Genomic DNA, 15,025 nt, shown 5'->3' with positions numbered 1-15,025 from the left:
TCCCGGATCGCCAGGAAATAACCCAGCGACTCCGCTAGGAGTTTTTCGCCGTCCGGGCCCGATGAGCCGCGACCGTGGTCCGGCTCGCACACGCATTGGAGCAGAACCGGCGCGTCCGGTTCCGCGACTGGTCCACGAAGTAGTTCCCGCACCCGGCCGCGGCGCACCGCCCCAGCGTCACCGCCGGATCCCCGGCCACGACCCGGGCGAGCTCGGCAGCGATCAGCTGGCCGGCCCAGCGCTCGGCCGGGGTGCCGTTGCGGCTGAAGTGGATGTGCCAGCCGCCGAGGCCGTCATGGTCGGACAGGTGCATTTCCGGCGGATAGTCGCGCAGCAGGCGGTGTACGGCTTCGGGGGCGACGCCGTCGACCGACTGCGCCAGGGCCGTACGCACGAGGTCCGGCAGTTCGCCGTAGTCGCCGCCCGGTGGCGGAGTGACCTCGTGCTCCGCGAAGAACGCGGCGACCAGTTCACCGCGCTGGTCGAGGGTCCCGGTGTTGGCCAGCTCGACGGCCAACCGCGTCACGTTTCCAATGTAGTCACCGTATTGCACTTGACCACCTACATCGCAGCTTCCTAACGTAGGCGCCATGCTACCTGATGACACCTACATGGCACGCCGCCTGCTGCTGCTCGGGGAGTGGAACGCCGCGCTGGCCGTCCTGGGCCCGGACGCCGAGCCCGAGCTGCGTGCGGAGATCGCCGTCGACCGCTGGTTCTTCCGGATCGAGGGTCACGAGGAGGCCGAGAAAGCGGTCGCGGCGCTCGATCCCGCATCGCCGACCGCGCACCTGCTCACAGGGCGACTGGCCTACAGCCGCCTGCTGTTCCAGCGCGACCCCCGCGCCGACGACCGCGCCGTGGCCGAGGCCGGCTACCGCGCGGCGGTCGAGAGCGGCGACGAGAAGCAGCGCGGCTGGGCCGAGTACCACTGGGCCGTCCTGCTGGACAACATCGACGAGGACCCGGCCGGCGCCCTCCCGCGCTACGAAGCAGCTCTCCAGATCGCGACGGAGTCCGGCGACGGCTACTTCGAGTCCTACATCATCCGGCACCTCGCACCGCACAAGGAACCCGCCGAACGGATCGCCATGCTGCGCCGCTCACTTCACCTGCGCGCCGCACTCGGCGCCCGGCCCCAGACCATCGCCGCGCAGGCCCTTCTCGCCGAGAACCTCCCCCAAGACGACCCCGAACGCGCCGAGCTCATGCGGACGTTCCGCCCCGGTGCGGAAGAACTGCGCATCGGCTGGCTCCTGCACGAGGACTGATCCGCCGAGCTCCCCGGCCCGGAACCAAGGCTGGCGAGGGCCGGCGACCCGCTACGACAGGGCCTAGTCGCGCACGCCGATCACGACGTTCGCGTACAGCTCCTCCGAGGCGGCGAGCCGGGTGGTCAGGCCGGCGCGGCGGAAGGTCTCGACGGCGTCCTCGGCCTGGCGCTCGCTCGTCTCGACCAGGACACAGCCGCCGGGTGCGAGCCAGTCGCGCGCCCCCGCGGCGACCCTGCGCAGCACGTCGAGACCGTCGCCGCCGCCGTCGAGGGCGACCAGCGGCTCATGCTCGCGGGCCTCGGCGGGCAGCAGCCCCACCTCGTCGCTGGGGACGTAGGGCACGTTGGCCGCGAGGATGCCGGTCCTGCCGCGCAGGGCGGCGGGCAGGGCGTCGAAAAGGTCGCCGACGTGGGCGTGGCCGCCGTAGGGGGCGATGTTGCGGCGGGCGCAGCCGACCGCGGCCGGGTCGATGTCGGCGGCGTGCAGTTCGACGTCCCCGAGGGCGGCGGCGAGGGCGGCGCCGACCGCGCCGGAGCCGCAGCAAAGGTCCACGACGACGGACGCGCGGGGGGCCTGGGCCAGGGCCTGGTCGACCAGGAACTCGGTGCGGCGGCGGGGCACGAACACGCCGGGTTCCACGAGGATCCGCAGCCCGTGGAACTCGGCCCAGCCGAGGACGTGTTCAAGGGGCTGTCCGGCGGCTCGCCGGTCCACCATGGCGGCCAGTTCGTCCGGGGTGCGGGCGGTGCCGAGGATCAGCTCCGCCTCGTCCTCGGCGAAGACGCAACCGGCGGCGCGCAGCGCGGAGACGACGGCGGTGGCGGCGGTATCGGAGTCGGAGAGCGAGGTCATCACCGGGAGCCTATCCGGATGCCGGGGAGCCGGTCAGATGGTTTACCGGTCGTGCGGACGGACGCACAGCCCGATCACACGTTCGCACGATCGCCCGACGGACGGTCGGGCGATCGTGCGAACGAGCGGTGGGACGGTGGGGCGGTCAGACGCCGACCGCTTCCGCGGTCTCCTCCTCGGCCTCCTCAGCCTCCTCGGCCAGTTCGGCCTCCTCAGCCAGTTCGGCAGGGGAGTCGGGTACGGCCACGGAGGCGGCCGGGGTCGCCTTGGTCCGCTCGTAGGCCGCGGCGATCGCGGTGACCGCGAGGCCGGCCAGCAGCCAGACCGCCAGGGTCCACACGTTGCGGCTCAGGCCGTCGCTGCCGAAGTACAGCAGGCTGCGGACGCCCTCGACGAATCCGGCGCCGTTCCAGAAGGCGTGCAGGCTGCCGAAGAAGCCGTTCTGCAGCTCGGGGCGGAACAGCCCGCCGGAGCTGGTGAAGTTGAGCATCACGAACAGCACCATCATGGTCAGCGTGGTCCACCGCTTGAGGAAGGTGTGCAGGCCGACGCCGATGAGGAGGATGCCGGCGGAGTAGAGCCAGGCCATGCCCCAGACCCCGGCCAGGTCGTGGTGGGCGAGGTGGAACACCGGTCCGGCGAGCAGGGCGCCGATGCCGCTGACGACGGCGGAGACACCGAGCGCCAGCAGGGCGCGTATCCGCATGGGGAGCGCCGCGCCGGCCGCACCGAGGGCGGCGACCGAGGCGTAGGAGCCGATGCTCACGGCGATGAGCAGGAAGAAGAGGCCCTGTCCGGTGGGGTCGTCGGCGACCGGCTCGGCCACGTCGGTGACCTTGAGGGGCACGCCCTGCTTGTCGGCGACCGGGGTGAAGACCTTCTCGACGGCCGTGGCGCCCATGTCGGAGGCGGCGCTGGCGACGATCAGCTCCGGCGCCTTGGCGCTCGGCACATAGGCGCCGGTCACGGTACGGGACTTGAGGAGGTCGACGGCCGCGGCGCGGGTGGGGACGGTACGGACGTCGAGCTTGTCGCCGGCGGTGTCCTTGATGGTCTGCGCCAACACCTTCGCTTCCGGTCCGGCCCCGACCACGGCCACCGGCATGTGGTTGGGCTCCGGGTGGACGAACGCGCCCATATATGCGAGCCCCATGCCCAGGCACATCAGCAGCGGGGTGATCAGGTGCGTGAGCACATGGCGCAGAGCCGGTGACCTCATCGCGTACGACCTCCAGATCCTTCCGGCCAAACTGGTTGGCTTATACAACTCACGGTCAGGTTGTACTATACAACTAAACCGTCGGAGGAGGTATTCCCGTGTGGGCGTTGCTGTGGAAGGCGCGGCCGTCGAAGGTGTTCCCGTGACAACGGCGGAGACGGCAGTCGAGACCATCCAGCGCGAGATGACGATCTTCGCGCGCCGGGCCCGGGCGTCGGCCGGGCGCATGCACCCCGAGCTGTCGCTGGTGTCGTACACGCTGCTCGGGCATCTGGAGGAGAGCGGCGGCTGCCGGGCCACCGACCTGGCCGCGCACTACGCGCTGGACAAGTCGACGGTCAGCCGGCAGGTGGGCGCGCTGGAGCGGGCGGGGCTGATCGAGCGGCGTCTGGATCCGGAGGACCACCGGGTCCAGGTGCTGCATCTGACGGAGGCCGGGCAGGAGATCCTGGCCCAGGTCACACAGAGCCGCCGGGCCGCCTTCCGGGAGCGGCTGGCGGACTGGCCGGAGGCGGACCTGGTCAGGTTCGCCGGATACCTGGAACGCTACAACGCCGGAACTTCCGCGGGCTCGGCCGGCGACTGACCGAGCGGCTCCGGCACCCTGGCCGCGACGAAGGCGGTACGGCGGCGCAGACGGAAACCGAGCGACTCGTACAGCCGGATCGCGGTGGTGTTCTCGGCGCCGGTGTGCAGGAACGGGGTCTCGCCGCGTTCCCGGATGCCGTGCGCGACCGCGCGGATGAGCCGGGTCGCGAGGCCCTCGCCGCGGTACGCCGGGTCGGTGCAGACCGCGCTGATCTCGGTCCAGCCCGGCGGGTGCAGCCGCTCCCCCGCCATCGCGATCAGCTTGCCGTCGCGGCGGATGCCCAGGTAGGTGCCGAGTTCGATGGTGCGGGGCAGGAACGGGCCGGGGCGGGTGCGCTCGACCAGGTCGAGGATCTCCGGTACGTCGGCCGGTCCCAGCCGGACCGCGGCCGGCTCCGGGACCGCTTCCATGCCCTCGTCCACCAGCTGTACGCCCGCGATGTTCATGGTGAGCTCCCAGCCGTCCGGGAGCTCACCGCGGTACCCGGGCAGCGGGACCTCCGCGCCGGGGCCGGCCAGAGCGGCCAGATCCGCCCAGTCGTCCGCGTCGGGCGCGTCGGGCAGCGCCAGCCACGGGGACACGTCGACGGGATAGCGCAGGATTCGGCCGCGGCGTTCGGCGAAGAGTGCGTGCGGGCCGGTGAGCGAGGCGCGGGCGGGGTTGTCCAGGATGTGCGGGGCGCTCTCGCGGGAGTTCGGGACGCTCATACGGCGACCTCGATCACGATCTTGCCGAGGGCGTGCCCGTCCTCGACGGTACGCAACGCCTCGTCGGCCTTGTCCAGCGGGAAAGTCTGCGAGACATGCGGGTCGAGTTCACCGGCGACGACGAGCTCGGCCACCTCGTCCAGGACCGCGGCGGTCCGGGCGCGTTCCACCCGGGCGCCGCCCAGCGCGGCGACGGTCTCCGGCGGGGCGCCCGCGGTGATCAGCTTGGTGCGGTCGGCGAGCAGACCGGCCGCCTCGGCGAGCACCTCGCCGCCGACCAGGTCGTAGACGCCGTCCACGCCCTCGGGAGCGGCCGCCCGCACCCGGTCGGCCAGCCCGGGGCCCGAGGGCACGTGCACGGCGCCCAGCGACTCGACGAGGTCCTTCTTGGCCTCGCTCGCCACGCCGAGCACCCGCAGCCCCCAGGCCCGGGCGATCTGGAGGACCGCCGCGCCGACCCCGCCACCCGCACCGGTGACCAGCAGGGTCGCGCCCTCGGGCAGGTCGAGCTGGCGTACGCCGTCGTAGGCGGTGGCCGCGGCGACGGGCAGGGTGGCGGCGTCGGTGAAGGACAGCGCGGCGGGCTTGTGCGCCGTCACGGACGCGGTCAGCAGGGCGTACTCGGCGAACGCGCCGGCGGGCGTGTTGCCGAAGACCTCGTCGCCGGCCGCGAAGCCGGTCACGCCCGCGCCGGTCTCCTCGACCACACCGGCGGCCTCGCTGCCCAGGACGACCGGGAAGCGCGCCTCCCCCTCGCCGGGGCGGCGGAAGCCGTTGCGCAGCTTCCAGTCGACGGGGTTGACCCCGGCCGCGCGGACCGCGATCAGCAGTTCACCGGGGCCGGGAACGGGTCGGTCCACGTCGGCGAAGGCCTCGGTCTCGGGCCCGCCGTGACTGGTGTAGACGTACGCCTTGGGCATCGTGTTTCCTCGCTCTCTGGTGCTGTCACCGGTGTCCCGGCAGCGGCACTCAGCGCCAAGGACGAGCACGCGGCGGCTATTCCCGCACCCGCGGATCGTTCATACGGCCGCAATGATCGGGGGCCTGAGCTGGGCCCTTCACCGCCGCGGCGGCAGGTCCGGGGTTCGTTCCCGGCCCGGGCCGCACGGCACTCCCCTTCTGCGGCGCCCACCACTAGGATGCGCGGGCTCGCACGTCGAGGGCAGGGGGGATGATGCAGCCGACGCTGACGCTGAGGTACGTCCCGGAGGCCGACGACATCCTTGAGTTGATGACCCGCGTTGTCGTGCGGCGGCGTCTGCGGAGGCGGGCGCTGGGCCAGGCGGTCGTCGTTCTCGTGACCCTGTGGGGCCTGCTGGTGTTGCTGGCCGTCGCCGCACCGGCCTGGCAGTGGTGGATTCCCGCCCTGCTCCTCGCTGTGGTCCTCGTCCGCTACGTCGTGAGAGAGTTCGCCGTCACCACCCGCTGGAGTCTCCGCCGCAGGGCACGCGCGATCGGGCGGCGCTCACCGAGAACGCGGCTGGCGCACGAGATGGAGATCGGACCGGACGCCCTGACGATCCGTGTCGAGGGACAGACCACTGCCTACGCCTGGTCGCACTTCGGTTCGTTCACGGAGTCCGACAGACAGTTCGTCCTCCTGGACCGCACGGGCAGAGCCTCCGAGATCGTGCCCAAGCGCGGTCTGTCCGACGCGGCACTCGTCCCCGTCTGCCGCGACCTGCTCACCCAGTACCTCGAAGACCCCACCGCTCCCCCTGCCCCCTCCGCTTCCCCCGACGGTCACAGCGGCTGACCGGCGGCCGGGCGGGGCGCGCGGCGGAACCCGCGCTTCAGCCGGTACCGCATGCGTGCATCCGGACGGTGGGCCGGTTACTCCGTACGGGGTACCACTCCCGTGTGGACGCTCGCGTGCGAGCGGGGGCACGCTGGGAGCTGCGGACCGGCTGTCCGGCCCTCCGGCTCTTGTGGCGGCGAGGAGGTCGACATGCGTACCCGGGTGCGTGGCTGGCGCTGGCGGCAGAACCCGCTGCGGCGCAAGTCCGACGTGGTGGAGGCGTGGATCGCGCTGGCCGTCGCGGTCCTGCTGGGCGTGGGCGCGCCCCTGGTGGGGGCGGTGACGGGGCTGTGGGCCTACGAGCAGGCTCGGTCGGTGGCGGCGGTGGAGCGGGCCGAGCGGCACATGGTCCGGGCCGTGGTCATCGGCGGCTCCCCGGATCAGCTGCCCTCGGTGCAGGGCGGCGACCGGGCGCACGCCTACGAGACGAATGTCCGCTGGACGGTCCCGGGCAAGGGGACGAAGACCGCCCTGGCCCGGGTGCCGGCGGGGACCCGGACCGGTGACGTGGTGGACGTGTGGTTCGACCGGCAGGGGCACGGGGTCGCCCCGCCGCCCGACGCCATCGCCGTCTGGCAGCACACGGTCACCGTGGGGTTGTGCGGGGCCGGCGGCGCGGCGGCCTTGGTGCTGGTCGGCCATGGCGTGGTGCGCCGGGTGGCGCTGCACCACCGGCTCGCGGAGTGGGAGCAGGAGTGGACGCGCACCGGGCCGGACTGGACCCGTGGGCGCGCCTGAAAGCCCTGGGGCCCTGGCCGGTGGCCCTAGCCGGTCCTCTGCAGGCGGCGGGCCACGCGCGCGTGCGTGCGCAGCGCGTCCGCGAGCCCGGGCAGGACGGGCTCGCCCGCGTCGACCAGCACCCGCCCGCCGACCACCGTCGTCCACGCCCGCGCGGGTCCGCAGCGCAGCCAGGCCTCGACGGGGTCGGTGAGGGCACCGGCCAGGGCGACCTCGTGGAGGTCCCAGACGACCAGGTCGGCGCAGGCGCCGGGGCGCAGATGGCCGAGTTCGTCGGCGCGGCCCAGGCAGCGGGCCGAGCCGCGGGTGGCGATGTCCAGGGCGTCCCGGGCCGTCATGGCGGCGGGTCCGCCCCGGTAGCGGCCGAGCAGCAGGGCGTTGCGCGTCTCCATCCAGAGGGAGGCGTGGTCCGTGGAGGCCGAGCCGTCGCAGCCGAGGCCCACGGGCAGTCCGAGGTCGCGCATCTCCCGCACCCGGGCGGTGCCGCCGCCGATGAGCATGTTGGAGCTCGGGCAGTGCGCGACGCCGACGCCCGCGGCCGCGAGGCGCCCCAGTTCGGCGTCGTTCGGGTAGATGCAGTGGGCGACCCAGGTGCGGTCGCTCATCCAGCCGCAGTCCTCGAAGTACTCGACGGGACGGCAGCCGTAGGTCTCCAGGCAGTAGGTGTCCTCGTCACGGTCCTCGGCGAGGTGGGTGTGGAGCCGGACGTCGTACCGCTCGGCGAGCTCGGCGGTCGCCGTCATCACTTCCTTGGTCACCGAGAAGGGTGAGCAGGGGGCGAGCGCGACCCGGATCAGGGCGCCCGGTGCGGGATCGTGGTGGGTCCTGATCAGCCGTTCGCTGTCGGCGAGGACCTCGTCGGTGGTCTGGGTGACGCTCCGGGGCGGCAGTCCGCCGTCCTCGACGGAGCGGGTCATCGAGCCGCGGGTGGCGTGGAAGCGGAAGCCGATGTCGCGGGCCGCGCGGATCTCGGCGTCGACCAGGCCGGGGCGCGGATGCACATAGAGGTGGTCGGAGGAGGTGGTGCAGCCGCCCATGAGGAGTTCCGCCATACCGACGTACGCGGAGATGTAGGCGGCCTCCTCGTCGAGGGCGGCCCACAGGGGGTAGAGGGTGGTCAGCCAGTCGAAGAGGGAGCCGCCCACGGCGGGGGCGTAGGAGCGGGTGAGGTTCTGGTAGATGTGGTGGTGGGTGTTGACGAGGCCGGGGGTGACGAGCCGTCCGGCTGCGGACAGGACCGTACGGGCCTCGGGCTCGGTGCCGGCCGTTCCGACCGCGGTGACCCGACCACCGGCTATGGCCGCCCAGCCGCCCGGGATCTCCTGCCCGCCGTCCACGACGAGCAGTCCGGCGTCCCTGACCAGCAGATCAACAGCAGACGGCATGGGCTCATCGTAGGTGCCGGGCAGCGCAGAGGCCTGGTGATTCGTCGGACCACCCACGTACGGTGTGATCATCCGCACCTTCCCTTCACCAAGGCGGTTGTTGATGGCCCTGTTCGACCTTCCCCTCGACGAGCTCCGGGAACACCGCAGCGAGTCGGTGGCACCCGACGACTTCGACGCCTTCTGGTCCAAGACGCTCCAGGAGGCCCGCGAGCACGATCTCGACGCCCGCTTCGAGCCGGTCGACACCGGGCTGTCCACGGTCGACGTCCACGACGTGACGTTCGCCGGGTTCGGCGGCCACCCGGTCAAGGGCTGGCTGCGACTGCCGGCCGGCGCCACCGGACCGCTGCCGCTGGTCGTGGAGTTCGTCGGGTACGGCGGCGGGCGCGGGCTGCCGCACGAGAACCTGCTCTGGGCGTCGACGGGACGGGCGCACTTCACGATGGACACCCGGGGCCAGGGCAGCGCCTGGGGCGGCGGGGGCGTCACCGCCGACCCGGTGGGCGGCGCGCCGGCGTATCCCGGATTCATGACGCGGGGCATCGAGGCTCCGGAGAACTACTACTACCGGCGGGTGTTCACGGACGCCGTGCGGGCGGTGGAGGCGGCCCGTTCGCACCCGCTGACCGACGCGACGCGGACCGTGGCGCTCGGGGCCAGCCAGGGCGGCGGGATCACCCTCGCCGTCGGCGGTCTGGTCCCGGACCTGGTCGCGGTCGCCCCGGACGTGCCGTTCCTGTGCGACTTCCCGCGCGCCACCACGCTGACGGACCGTCACCCGTACCGGGAGATCGCCCTGTTCCTCAAGACCCACCGCGGCCGGTCGGCGGACGTGCAGCGCACCCTCTCCTACTTCGACGGTGTGCACTTCGCGGCGCGCGGCCGCGCCCCGGCGCTGTTCTCGGCGGCCCTGGAGGACCAGACCTGCCCGCCGTCCACGGTCTACGCGGCCTTCAACTCCTGGGCGCACGAGGACAAGGCGATCGAGGTGTACGAGTACAACGACCACGAGGGCGGCGGCCCCTACCACGAGGCGGCGAAGGTGCGCTGGCTGCGCTCGTACGTCTGAGGAGGCGGCGGAGATGGACACGCGCGAGGCCGCCGAGCGGTTCGTCCGGATCTGGGAGCGGGGCTGGGCCGCGCACGACGTGCCCGCGCTGCTCGCCCTGTACAGCGAGGACTGTGTGCACCACTCGATGCCGTTCCGCGAACCGCACCGAGGGCGTGACGCACTCGCCGCCTATCTGCGCTGGTCGTTCGAGGCGGAGCGGGTGGGGGACGTCCGGTTCTCGGCGCCGCTGGTGGGCCCGGACGGGGTCGCGGCGGCGGAGTTCCGGGTGCGGTCCGAGGAGGGGGGCGCGGCGGCCACGCTGGCCGGGTGCGTGTTCGTGCGCTTCGACGCGCAGGGGCTCGCGGTGGAGACCCGCGACTACTGGCACACAGCCGAAGGGCACCAGGAGCCGGCCGGGCGACTCTTCCTTCTCTGACCTTCCCTCCAGTCCGACCAGTCGGTACGTTCGGGGTGCCCGGGCCGCAGCGTCGCGGTCCGGGTTTTCCGGCGTACGACGGAGGGCGCATGTCCGAGCACGAGCCACAGGTCCACGGCCACTGCGAACCGCGTTTCGCGGCGGTGCGGGAGGCGTTCGAGGAGAACTTCCGGGACCGGGAGGAGCTGGGTGCCGCCGTCGCGGTGACGGTCGGCGGCGAGACCGTGGTGGATCTCTGGGGCGGCTGGGCGGATCCGGCTCGCGCCCGGCCGTGGGAGCGCGACACCCTGGTCAACGTCTGGTCCACCACCAAGGGCCCGGTGGCCCTGTGCGCGCACATCCTGGCCGACCGGGGGCTGCTCGACCTCGACGCGCCGGTGGCCGGCTACTGGCCCGAGTTCGCGGCGGCCGGCAAGGAGCGGGTCCTGGTCCGCCATCTGCTCTCGCACCGGGCCGGGCTGTCCGGCCTGCGTGAGCCGCACTCGCTCCAGGACCTGTACGACTGGGAGCTGACGACCGCGCGGCTGGCGGCGACGGAACCATGGTGGGAGCCGGGGACCAGGTCCGGGTATCACGCGCTGACCTACGGCTTCCTGGTCGGCGAGGTGGTGCGGCGGGTGTCGGGACTGCTGCCGGGGGCGTTCCTGGAGCAGGAGGTCACCGGGCCGCTGGGGATCGACTTCACCGTCGGGCTGCCGGAGAAGGAATCGGGCCGGGCGGCCGAACTGGTGCATCCCCGGGTCCTGTCGGACAGCGAACAGGCTGCGATCTTCAGCCAGTTGGCGCCGGCCGCCGTCGCCGCCCTGGCCAACCCCGGCGTGGGCGCGAGCGCGGCGAACACCCCCGAGTGGCGGGCGGCCGAGATCCCGGCGGCCAACGGGCACGGCACGGCCCGGGCGATCGCGGCGCTGTACGGGGTGTTCGCCGGCCGGGGCGAGTACGGCGGCCGGCGCGTGCTGTCGCCGGAGGCGGCCGAGCGGGTGCGGGAAGGCCAGGGCAGCTGCCGTGACCTGGTGCTGGGGGCGGGTTTCGAGCACGAGACCGAGGTCGGGCTCGGGCTCTGGCTGAGCGGGTCGAACGGCTCGTACGGGCCGAACCCGCGCGCCTGCGGGCACGACGGGTTCGGCGGATCCTGCGGGTTGGCCGACCCGGAAGCAGGCGTCTCCCTCGGATACGTCATGAACCGCATGGGACCCCGGATCGCGGACGACCCCCGGAAGACAGCCCTGGTCAACGCCGTTTACGCGAGTCTGTGAGGCCCGTTCGGTTTCGGCCGAACCCGGCGGCCGCTCTTCCCTGATGGTTTAGACCAATGCTAGATGTGGTCGCGGAACGAACCCGCACGGCTACGTCTTGTCATCGGGCCCGTCGGCAGGCGTCAGCACGCCTGTCCGCGTGCCCGGTGACCAAGCCCTGTCACCCACAGGAGGCGCGGCATGGCCCGCACCACCCCGCACGACCACTCCGAGAGCGAAGGGCAGCCCCTGTACTGGCGGATCGCGACACAACTCCTCGGCGAACTGCGCGACGGCACCCTGCCGCCGGGTGAACGGCTGCCCGCGGAACGGCAGTTGGCACAGCATTTCGGGGTCAGCCGGGAGACCGTCCGGCAGGCGCTGGAGGTGCTGCGGCACAGCGGACTGGTGGCCACCGACCGGCGTGGCAGTCATGCGACGCTGCACGGCCGTCCGGTGGAGAGCCCGGTCTCGCTGGCCTTCCCGGTGGGCGCCGGGACCACGGAACACGGCGCGGTCGACCGGGCCACGGTCACCTGGGAGGAGCCGCCGCCCGAGCACGCGGCGGCGCTGGGGCTGGCCCCGCACCGGCCGACTCTGGTGCACCGCTACGAGTCCGCCTTCCCCGACGGACACGCCCTGCGCACCGCCGTGACCTCCTTCTCGGCGGTGGCCCTGAGGGAGGTCGAGGAACTGGGCCGCTACCGGGACCGCGCCGACGGCAGTGCCGCCGCGCAGCTGCGCCGGGCCTACGACTGGATGCGCAAGGCGGGCCTCACCCTGCACCACCGGGACTCCATCACCCAGGTCGCGGACGCGTCCTCGGTCCGGGTGACCCGCCGGGTGCACGACCAGTACGCCCGCCCGCTGGAGATCACCGACCTGGTGGTGGACGCCCAGCAGGACACGCTGGTCTACGAGTTCACGGTCCCTGCCGCGGGCTGACAGCGCCGGGCCACGACCAGCCGGGCGCGAGGGCTGCCGTCGTCGCGCTCGCCGAACTCGGGCAGCACAGACAGTTCCACGGAGAACCCCGCCCGCGCCAACTCCCCCAGCACGGCGCCGAGTCGGAAGGCCCGGTAGTACATGACGAACGGCGGCCGCCACAGGGCGTTGCGCACCCGCATCACGGCGTCGAAGCCCAGCAGCAGCCAGAACCCGGGGCTGGTGGGCCGCGGCGGCGCGAGCACCGGGAAGGCGAAGGTGCCGCCCGGCCGCAGCACCGCGTGCACCTGGCCGAAGAGACCGGGCAGCTCCCGGGGCAGGAAGTGCCCGAACGCCCCGAAGCTGACGACCAGGTCGAAGGCGGGCCCGAACGGCAGGGCCCGGGCGTCGCCGCGCACATAGGCGACGTCCGGGCCCTCGGGCGGGGTCTGCCGGCGGGCGACCTCCAGCATGCCGGCGCTGAAGTCGACCCCGGTGATGCTGTGCCGGCACACCCGGGCCAGCACGTCGGTACCGGCTCCCGTCCCGCAGCACAGGTCGAGGCCGTCCTCGAACGGACCGAGCGGCATGAGCGCCTTCGTGACCGCTTCGAGGACCGAGTCGGGTGTCCGGAAGGGGGTGTGGTCGAACTTCGGGGCCAGCAGGTCGTAACCGCGCTCGACGGAGGACAGGGCCTGGACGGTGAGTTCACGGAGGCTCGGGCCTTCGGGGCTGAACATCCGGCCAGCTTACGGGAGCTCCCGCCGCCGGGCGCGGAGGAGGCGCGGACCGTGGAAGGGACCGCGCCTCCGGCCTGGTGTCAGGCTACGGCGCCGGACATCAGGCCACGGTGAGTGTGAGGGCGCCCGTGTAGGTGGAGCCCGCGGTGATCGCCGTCTCGGTGCCGTCGACCGTCAGCTTCACGGCCTTGCCGCGCGGTGCGTTCACGCCGGCGTCGGCCGCGAGGGTGAGGCTGGTCAGGTACGACGTCCCGGTGACCGTCCAGGTGGAGCCGCTGTTCAGCTTCACCACCACGCCGTTGTTGACGGCGGCCTGCGCGGTGTTGGTGACGATGCCCAGTTCGTAGAAGGTGGACGAGTCGATGGAGGACACCCGGTGCTTGGCCCTGGTCGCCGAGATGACGCCCTCGACGGACGAGTCCTCGAAGGTGAGGACCATGTTCTTGCCGTTGCGCATGCCGTTGTAGAAGTCGCCCTTCAGCCCGATGGAGCTGAAGGTGGCGGCACCGTCGGTGGAATGGACGGCGGTGACGTCGAAGGAGGAGTTCTTCACCGGGTCGGTGGTGGGCTCGGTGTAGACGCCGACGTTCATCATCTTGCCGTTGACGGGAACCGGACCCGGGTCGTCCAGCTCGATCATCTGGAGGATGATGCCGTCGCGCGGGTTGAGCCGGGCACCCTTGGAGCCGTCGACCGAAATGGTGGTCTGCTGGCCCTTGTTGAGGAAGGTGGCCCGCTCGGAGTTGATGACGGTGCCCCCGTCCAGGGTGAGTTGACCGGCGCCGAAGAACATGTAGCCGAAGTGACCGGAGTTCACCACCGTGCTGCGCTCCGGGATGCCCCGCAACTCGGCGTTGGAAAGGCCGAGTTCCAGCTCTGTGTTGAGGGCGGCGACGGCGTCGCGGGTGCTGTCCCCGTAGTGCACGACGGCGGCCGGCCCGGCGATGATCGTCGCGTAGGAGCCGACGTCGAAGCGGGAGCCGAGGACGCGGACGGTGGCGTCGCCGATGGCGTAGGTGCCGTAGCCGTAGTCACCGGTGTTGCCGACGTGGCTGTTGATCGCGGTCAGCTTCAGGCCGCTGCCGCCCTCGACCGACAGCGCGCCCCAGGTCTCCGAGAACACGGTCGAGTTGAGGTAGGTGGCGATGCTGTTCTTGCCGATCAGGTTGGTGGCGCGGACGTTGCCGTCCAGGCCCAGCATCCAGGGCACCGACTCCATGTACGGGGTCTCGACGGTGGCCTGGTAGTCGGCGGGCAGGACGCCGTTGCGGGCGCGCAGGAAGGAGTCCTTGACGAGGACGTTGGCGCCGCCGTTGGCGATGACGGTGGTGCGGACCACGCCCTTGTTGCTGATCCGGGCGCCGTCCACGACCAGCCTGGTCGCGGAGCCGTCGCCGACCACGGCCGCACCGTACCCGGCGAAGTCCGAACGGCCGTTGCCGTCGAGGGTGATGGTGGGGCTCTCGATGGTGTAGCTGCCGCTCTCGACGTAGACGCCGTTGAAGCACTCGCCGGTGGACGCGATCGACACGTTCCGGGCGGCCGTGTCGGTGACCTTGCCGCCGCGTACGGCGGACAGCACGGACTTCGCGGAGTCGACCCCGTCGGAGCCGACGTACAGGGCCTGCCGGAACGGGAAGGTCAGCGTCTGGTAGGTGACGTCGTTGGACTCGGCCACCGTGAGGACGACGTCCCCGCGGTAGGTGCCGGCCTGGACGAGGGTCCCGGTGGCTCCGGTCGCGGTGAGCAGCTGGCCGGTCTCCACGCCGTCGACGGTGAGGCTGATGTCGTACCCGTCCGGGGCGACGATCTTTCCGCCGTCGCCGATGGTCAACTGGCTGACCTTGGTGGTCGCGGCGAGTTCGTAGGTCTCCCCCGCGGCGACGGAGATCGTCCTGCCCGGCGCCTCGGGGGCTGCGGTGGCGGTGCCGGAGGCGACCGGAACGAGCACGGCCGCTGTCGCGGCGGATCCGGCGATCAGAAACGAGCGTCGGGATGTCAGCGTCATTGCAGGCCTTTCCACGGGTGGAGTGCGCCGTCGCGCAGAGTCACGGGTCGCCGGTCGGAACCAGGG

16 protein-coding genes are annotated in these 15,025 nt (G+C 72.3%); 8 read left to right on the top strand and 8 right to left on the bottom strand.

Translation table 11 applies throughout. The annotated features are described in order from the left end of the window. Positions 1-34 precede the first annotated feature (34 nt). A complete protein-coding gene (locus tag KVT45_RS37400; protein ID WP_217553637.1) occupies positions 35-526 on the bottom strand; it encodes a CGNR zinc finger domain-containing protein in 492 nt (163 codons plus the stop codon). A 64-nt stretch (positions 527-590) separates the two neighbouring features. Here KVT45_RS37400 and KVT45_RS37395 point away from each other — a divergent pair, with 64 nt between their 5' ends. Continuing rightward, a complete protein-coding gene (locus KVT45_RS37395; RefSeq protein ID WP_254647904.1) occupies positions 591-1,271 on the top strand; it encodes a hypothetical protein in 681 nt (226 codons plus the stop codon). A gap of 63 nt (positions 1,272-1,334) precedes the next feature. Here KVT45_RS37395 and KVT45_RS37390 read toward each other — a convergent pair whose 3' ends face one another. Then, entirely contained in the window at positions 1,335-2,126 is a 792-nt protein-coding gene (locus KVT45_RS37390) for a putative protein N(5)-glutamine methyltransferase (protein WP_217553636.1), read from the bottom strand. Between the two features lie 145 nt (positions 2,127-2,271). Then, positions 2,272-3,345, bottom strand: coding sequence for a hypothetical protein (locus tag KVT45_RS37385; RefSeq protein WP_217553635.1), 1,074 nt, complete (start codon positions 3,343-3,345; stop codon positions 2,272-2,274). 184 nt (positions 3,346-3,529) lie between these two features. Between KVT45_RS37385 and KVT45_RS37380 the strand changes: the two genes are divergently transcribed. Continuing rightward, positions 3,530-3,931, top strand: coding sequence for a MarR family winged helix-turn-helix transcriptional regulator (locus KVT45_RS37380; RefSeq protein WP_254647922.1), 402 nt, complete (start codon positions 3,530-3,532; stop codon positions 3,929-3,931). Here KVT45_RS37380 and KVT45_RS37375 read toward each other — a convergent pair. Beyond that, complete coding sequence (locus KVT45_RS37375; RefSeq protein ID WP_217553633.1) at positions 3,892-4,641, bottom strand: GNAT family N-acetyltransferase; 750 nt, start codon at positions 4,639-4,641, stop codon at positions 3,892-3,894. The genes KVT45_RS37380 and KVT45_RS37375 overlap by 40 nt on opposite strands. After that, complete coding sequence (locus KVT45_RS37370) at positions 4,638-5,561, bottom strand: NADP-dependent oxidoreductase (protein ID WP_217553632.1); 924 nt, start codon at positions 5,559-5,561, stop codon at positions 4,638-4,640. Before KVT45_RS37370 ends, KVT45_RS37375 begins: the two co-directional genes overlap by 4 nt. Positions 5,562-5,812: 251 nt before the next feature. Between KVT45_RS37370 and KVT45_RS37365 the strand changes: the two genes are divergently transcribed. Then, positions 5,813-6,397 carry a YcxB family protein gene (locus KVT45_RS37365; protein WP_217553631.1) on the top strand — a complete coding sequence of 195 codons (585 nt, stop codon included), beginning with the start codon at positions 5,813-5,815 and terminating at the stop codon, positions 6,395-6,397. 192 nt (positions 6,398-6,589) lie between these two features. Then, a complete protein-coding gene (locus KVT45_RS37360; protein WP_217553630.1) occupies positions 6,590-7,177 on the top strand; it encodes a hypothetical protein in 588 nt (195 codons plus the stop codon). A 26-nt stretch (positions 7,178-7,203) separates the two neighbouring features. On the opposite strand, the gene KVT45_RS37355 is transcribed toward KVT45_RS37360, so the two are convergent. Beyond that, positions 7,204-8,562: an 8-oxoguanine deaminase gene (locus KVT45_RS37355; RefSeq protein ID WP_217553629.1), complete on the bottom strand. Its 1,359-nt coding sequence runs from the start codon at positions 8,560-8,562 to the stop codon at positions 7,204-7,206. A gap of 103 nt (positions 8,563-8,665) precedes the next feature. On the opposite strand from KVT45_RS37355, the gene KVT45_RS37350 reads away from it, so the two are divergent. From KVT45_RS37350 to KVT45_RS37335, 4 genes are all read left to right on the top strand, one after another. Then, the gene (locus KVT45_RS37350) at positions 8,666-9,634 is read left to right on the top strand and encodes an acetylxylan esterase (protein WP_217553628.1); all 969 of its coding nucleotides are present in this window, start codon (positions 8,666-8,668) and stop codon (positions 9,632-9,634) included. 13 nt (positions 9,635-9,647) lie between these two features. Next, positions 9,648-10,052 carry a nuclear transport factor 2 family protein gene (locus KVT45_RS37345; RefSeq protein ID WP_217553627.1) on the top strand — a complete coding sequence of 135 codons (405 nt, stop codon included), beginning with the start codon at positions 9,648-9,650 and terminating at the stop codon, positions 10,050-10,052. Between the two features lie 89 nt (positions 10,053-10,141). Further along, complete coding sequence (locus KVT45_RS37340; RefSeq protein WP_217553626.1) at positions 10,142-11,308, top strand: serine hydrolase; 1,167 nt, start codon at positions 10,142-10,144, stop codon at positions 11,306-11,308. Between the two features lie 180 nt (positions 11,309-11,488). Further along, positions 11,489-12,232 (top strand): GntR family transcriptional regulator, encoded by a 744-nt coding sequence (locus KVT45_RS37335; RefSeq protein WP_217553625.1) that lies wholly within the window; start codon positions 11,489-11,491, stop codon positions 12,230-12,232. On the opposite strand, the gene KVT45_RS37330 is transcribed toward KVT45_RS37335, so the two are convergent. Both KVT45_RS37330 and KVT45_RS37325 read right to left on the bottom strand, forming a co-directional pair. Beyond that, positions 12,202-12,951, bottom strand: coding sequence for a class I SAM-dependent methyltransferase (locus KVT45_RS37330; RefSeq protein WP_217553624.1), 750 nt, complete (start codon positions 12,949-12,951; stop codon positions 12,202-12,204). The two genes, KVT45_RS37335 and KVT45_RS37330, sit on opposite strands and share 31 nt — an antisense overlap. A gap of 100 nt (positions 12,952-13,051) precedes the next feature. Then, positions 13,052-14,959, bottom strand: coding sequence for a hypothetical protein (locus KVT45_RS37325; RefSeq protein WP_217553623.1), 1,908 nt, complete (start codon positions 14,957-14,959; stop codon positions 13,052-13,054). Between the last annotated feature and the right edge of the window lie 66 nt (positions 14,960-15,025).

The organism is Streptomyces sp. GbtcB6, from assembly GCF_019091475.1.
In the GTDB taxonomy this organism is placed as follows: domain Bacteria; phylum Actinomycetota; class Actinomycetes; order Streptomycetales; family Streptomycetaceae; genus Streptomyces; species Streptomyces hyaluromycini.
Note: the sequence above shows the minus strand (reverse complement) of the source record. Positions and strands in the feature narration are given on the sequence as shown.